The 2,928-nt window shown below is 66.8% G+C and carries 4 protein-coding genes and 1 pseudogene; 1 reads left to right on the top strand and 4 read right to left on the bottom strand.

Translation table 11 applies throughout. The annotated features are described in order from the left end of the window. On the top strand, positions 1-756 hold a 756-nt coding region (locus Q1J95_RS15520), incomplete at its 5' end, for a lipase maturation factor family protein (protein WP_300269301.1). Between the two features lie 127 nt (positions 757-883). Here Q1J95_RS15520 and Q1J95_RS15515 read toward each other — a convergent pair. The 4 genes and pseudogenes from Q1J95_RS15515 to Q1J95_RS15500 all read right to left on the bottom strand — a co-directional run. Further along, positions 884-1,642 carry a hypothetical protein gene (locus tag Q1J95_RS15515; RefSeq protein WP_300269299.1) on the bottom strand — a complete coding sequence of 253 codons (759 nt, stop codon included), beginning with the start codon at positions 1,640-1,642 and terminating at the stop codon, positions 884-886. A 59-nt stretch (positions 1,643-1,701) separates the two neighbouring features. Continuing rightward, the gene (locus tag Q1J95_RS15510; RefSeq protein WP_300269298.1) at positions 1,702-1,869 is read right to left on the bottom strand and encodes a hypothetical protein; all 168 of its coding nucleotides are present in this window, start codon (positions 1,867-1,869) and stop codon (positions 1,702-1,704) included. Between the two features lie 114 nt (positions 1,870-1,983). After that, positions 1,984-2,337 carry a TraR/DksA C4-type zinc finger protein gene (locus Q1J95_RS15505; RefSeq protein ID WP_300269296.1) on the bottom strand — a complete coding sequence of 118 codons (354 nt, stop codon included), beginning with the start codon at positions 2,335-2,337 and terminating at the stop codon, positions 1,984-1,986. Positions 2,338-2,394: 57 nt separating this feature from the next. Further along, positions 2,395-2,928: pseudogene (locus tag Q1J95_RS15500) on the bottom strand (transcriptional regulator); the annotation flags it as partial.

Below are 2,928 nucleotides of genomic sequence, written 5' to 3'. Positions count from 1 at the left end.
TGGATCGACAGCCCGGTGCCCGCGATCATCGGCGCGGTCGCCGGCACGGTCGTGTTGCTGACGCAGTTCTGGCTCGTTGTGACCGGCAACTTCGCGTGGTTGAACTGGGCGACGATCGTGATCGCCTTCTCGGCGATCGGTCTGCCGGCCTCGCCCTTCGGGTCGGCGCCCGTCGCCGACACGTGGCCGGACCCGCTGCCGCTGTATTGGACCGTGATCACCTCGGCCATCGGCATCCTCTATCTCGTTCTCAGCTGGCCGGCGCTACGCAATCTGTTCGCACGCCGTCAGCTGATGAACGCGAGTTTCAACGATTGGCAGCTCGCGAACGCCTACGGCGCGTTCGGCACCGTGACGAAGGAGCGCATCGAGATCGTCGTCGAGGGGACGCGCGATCCGGATCCGGATGCCGCGCACTGGCGCGAATACGAATTCAAGGGCAAACCCGGGGATGTGCGGCGCGTGCCGCGCCAGTTCGCCCCGTACCATCTGCGACTGGACTGGCTGATGTGGTTCCTGCCGCTCGGGCGCTCGCTCGACGACTGGTTCAGGGTGTTCCTCGCGCGACTGCTCGAGGCCGATGCTCCGACGCTCGCGCTGCTGCGACATGACCCGTTCCACGGCGCGAGGCCGCGGTGGGTACGGGCAGTCAGCTACCGGTACAGATTCTCGACGCGGACCGAGCGCCGGGAGACCGGGGCTATTTGGCTGCGCGAGGGGCGGCGGACCGTGGTCGGCCCGGTTGAGCTGCGCTGATGCGTCCGGGCTGCGGTTGACGCGCCCGATCTGCGGAGGTTGTCCCGATCTGCGGACGCTTCTGTCAGATTTGTCAGCGAATCGGGACAGCGTCAGCGAATCGGGACAGCAGGAGTGCAGCGGCGCGTCACTCCTGCGGCGGTCGCGGCATCCGCTCGGGTGGCGCGGGCGCTTCGATCTGCCGCGCGACCTGCTTCTCGAGCACGGTCACGGCCTCGTCCGAGAGCACGATGAGCCCGTCGAGCTCTTCGCGCACGCGCTTGTAGGCGACGTTACGCTCGGCCTGCGTGGCTGATTCGTCGACGGCGACCTTCAGCAGTTTCTGCGCTCGGTCGAGCTTCTTGCGCTCGGCATCCGTGAATGTCGAATCGCGCAGGCGCCGGGCATCCTTCTCAGCGACCTCGAAGGCGACGGCGTAGTTGCCCACGGCGTCCAGGTATTCCGTGATCTGCTGCTTGCTGACCTTATCGTCGGCGGATGCCGGGCGCAGAGCATCCGCCGTCTTCTTGGCCCGCAGGAACGCTGCCGTCAGGGGCTGGCGCCCGTCGCTCATCGCAGGGAACGCGATGAGTTTGGCGACGTCGAGCTCATAGTCGAGCCAGTGCGCGGTGATCTCGTCGTGCTCGGCGAAAAGACGCGCGAGCAATTGGTTCGACGATTCCTGCGCCTCGACCTTCTTCGGTGCCGCAGGCGCCACCCCGCGCGCGGCGAGCTGGGCGGCCTTGAGTTCTCCCTTTACGCGCAGAGTCTCGAGCTTGCGCTCATGGCGGCGCTTCGCGCTCTGCTCCCACGCTTTCGCGGCGCCGCCGCCCATCGCCATGATGGGAAATATCAGCCACCAGTTGTCGCCGGCGAAGTCCCACAGGCCGCGGAAGAACTCATCCATGATGCGTTCAGCCTACTGGGGTCGCGTGATTCGTCGGGCGAGCTCCTGAACGCCCGCGCTCAGGTGCCGTCGTCCGCCTCGTCGGTATCGACGCCGCCATCGTCAGCGGGCTCGTCCTGTACCTGTGCGAGTGGCAGGTCATCGAGGTAGGCGCGGTCGTCGTTCGGATCTCCGGGTCCCTTGTCGAGTCCGGTCTCGGTGGGGTCGTCGGCGAGTGGATCGCTCATCGGATGCTCCTTTCAGAAGTGTCCGTTCAGCATCCCTCGTCCTCCCGACTGTCTCGAGAGGGTTGACAACCGGTGCGCAGGCGCTGCGGGGCCGGCTCGGTGCGTGGAGTTGGATCAGCGCCCGAGCTTCTCCGCGCACGGCACGCAGTGCTCGGCGAACGGACGCACGCGCAAACGCGCCGCGGGGATGCGGCGGCCGCAGTTCACACAGACGCCGTAGGTGCCGGCGTCCATTCGTTGGAGCGCGTCGTCGACCTGTCGCTGTTCGTCGTGAGCGCCGTCGAGCAGTCCGCTCAGCCGGGACCATTCCGCCGACAGCGGCACCCCTTCCGGATCGTGCTCGTCGTCGTCGCTCTGGCCGGTGCGGTCGTGGGTCAGCTCACGCAGAGCGGATGCGAGTGCTTCCGTGCGTTCGCTCGCTTCGCGTCGCAGCACCTCGAGCAGGGTGCGCAGCTCATCGCCGGACATGTTCACACTCTATAAGTCGCACGGCGACCGTTGTGACTGCGCTGTTCGTCCCGCCGGTCAGCGAATCTGTCGGTCTTGGCTGAACTGTTGCGCCCCGAGCACCCCGAGCAACCGGATCTTCTCTTCGTCTTCGCTCCGAGGAGCAGCGGTGAGCACGAGCAGCGCTTGACCGCGGTCCTCCGTGAAGAGCACCTGACAGTCCACTTCGATCGCGCCGACTTCGGGGTGCATCAGAATCTTGTGATCGGCGAATCGCTGCGCGACCTCATGCTGATCCCACAGCTCGCGGAACTCCTGGCTGAGCCGAGACAGCTCGGCGACCAGCATCCCGGCCTGTGACTGGGCGCCCATCGCACCGTGTGCCGCGCGCAACCCTGCCACTTGCGCGCGGCTGTTGCGGGCATGGTCGGCCTCGGGGTAGCACGACCGGGCCCGCTCAGGGTGCACGAACCAGCGATATGCCTCGTAGCGCTCGAAACCGCTGGCGCCGACGTTGTCGCCGAAGAGCGCCGTCGCCAGGGCATTCTGCACCAGCGTCTCGCCGAGAGTCGAGATGATCAGGGCAGGGGTGTCGTGCAGCCGGTCGAACAC

Origin of the sequence: Microbacterium sp. (assembly GCF_029263575.1) — a bacterium.
Classification (GTDB): domain Bacteria; phylum Actinomycetota; class Actinomycetes; order Actinomycetales; family Microbacteriaceae; genus Microbacterium.
This window is presented reverse-complemented; position numbering and strand designations above follow the sequence as displayed.

Coding starts and splice junctions, on each gene's coding strand:
- Q1J95_RS15515 (WP_300269299.1), bottom strand. CDS start 1,642: ATGGATGAGTTCTTCCGCGGCCTGTGGGACTTCGCCGGCGACAACTGG.
- Q1J95_RS15510 (WP_300269298.1), bottom strand. CDS start 1,869: ATGAGCGATCCACTCGCCGACGACCCCACCGAGACCGGACTCGACAAG.
- Q1J95_RS15505 (WP_300269296.1), bottom strand. CDS start 2,337: ATGTCCGGCGATGAGCTGCGCACCCTGCTCGAGGTGCTGCGACGCGAA.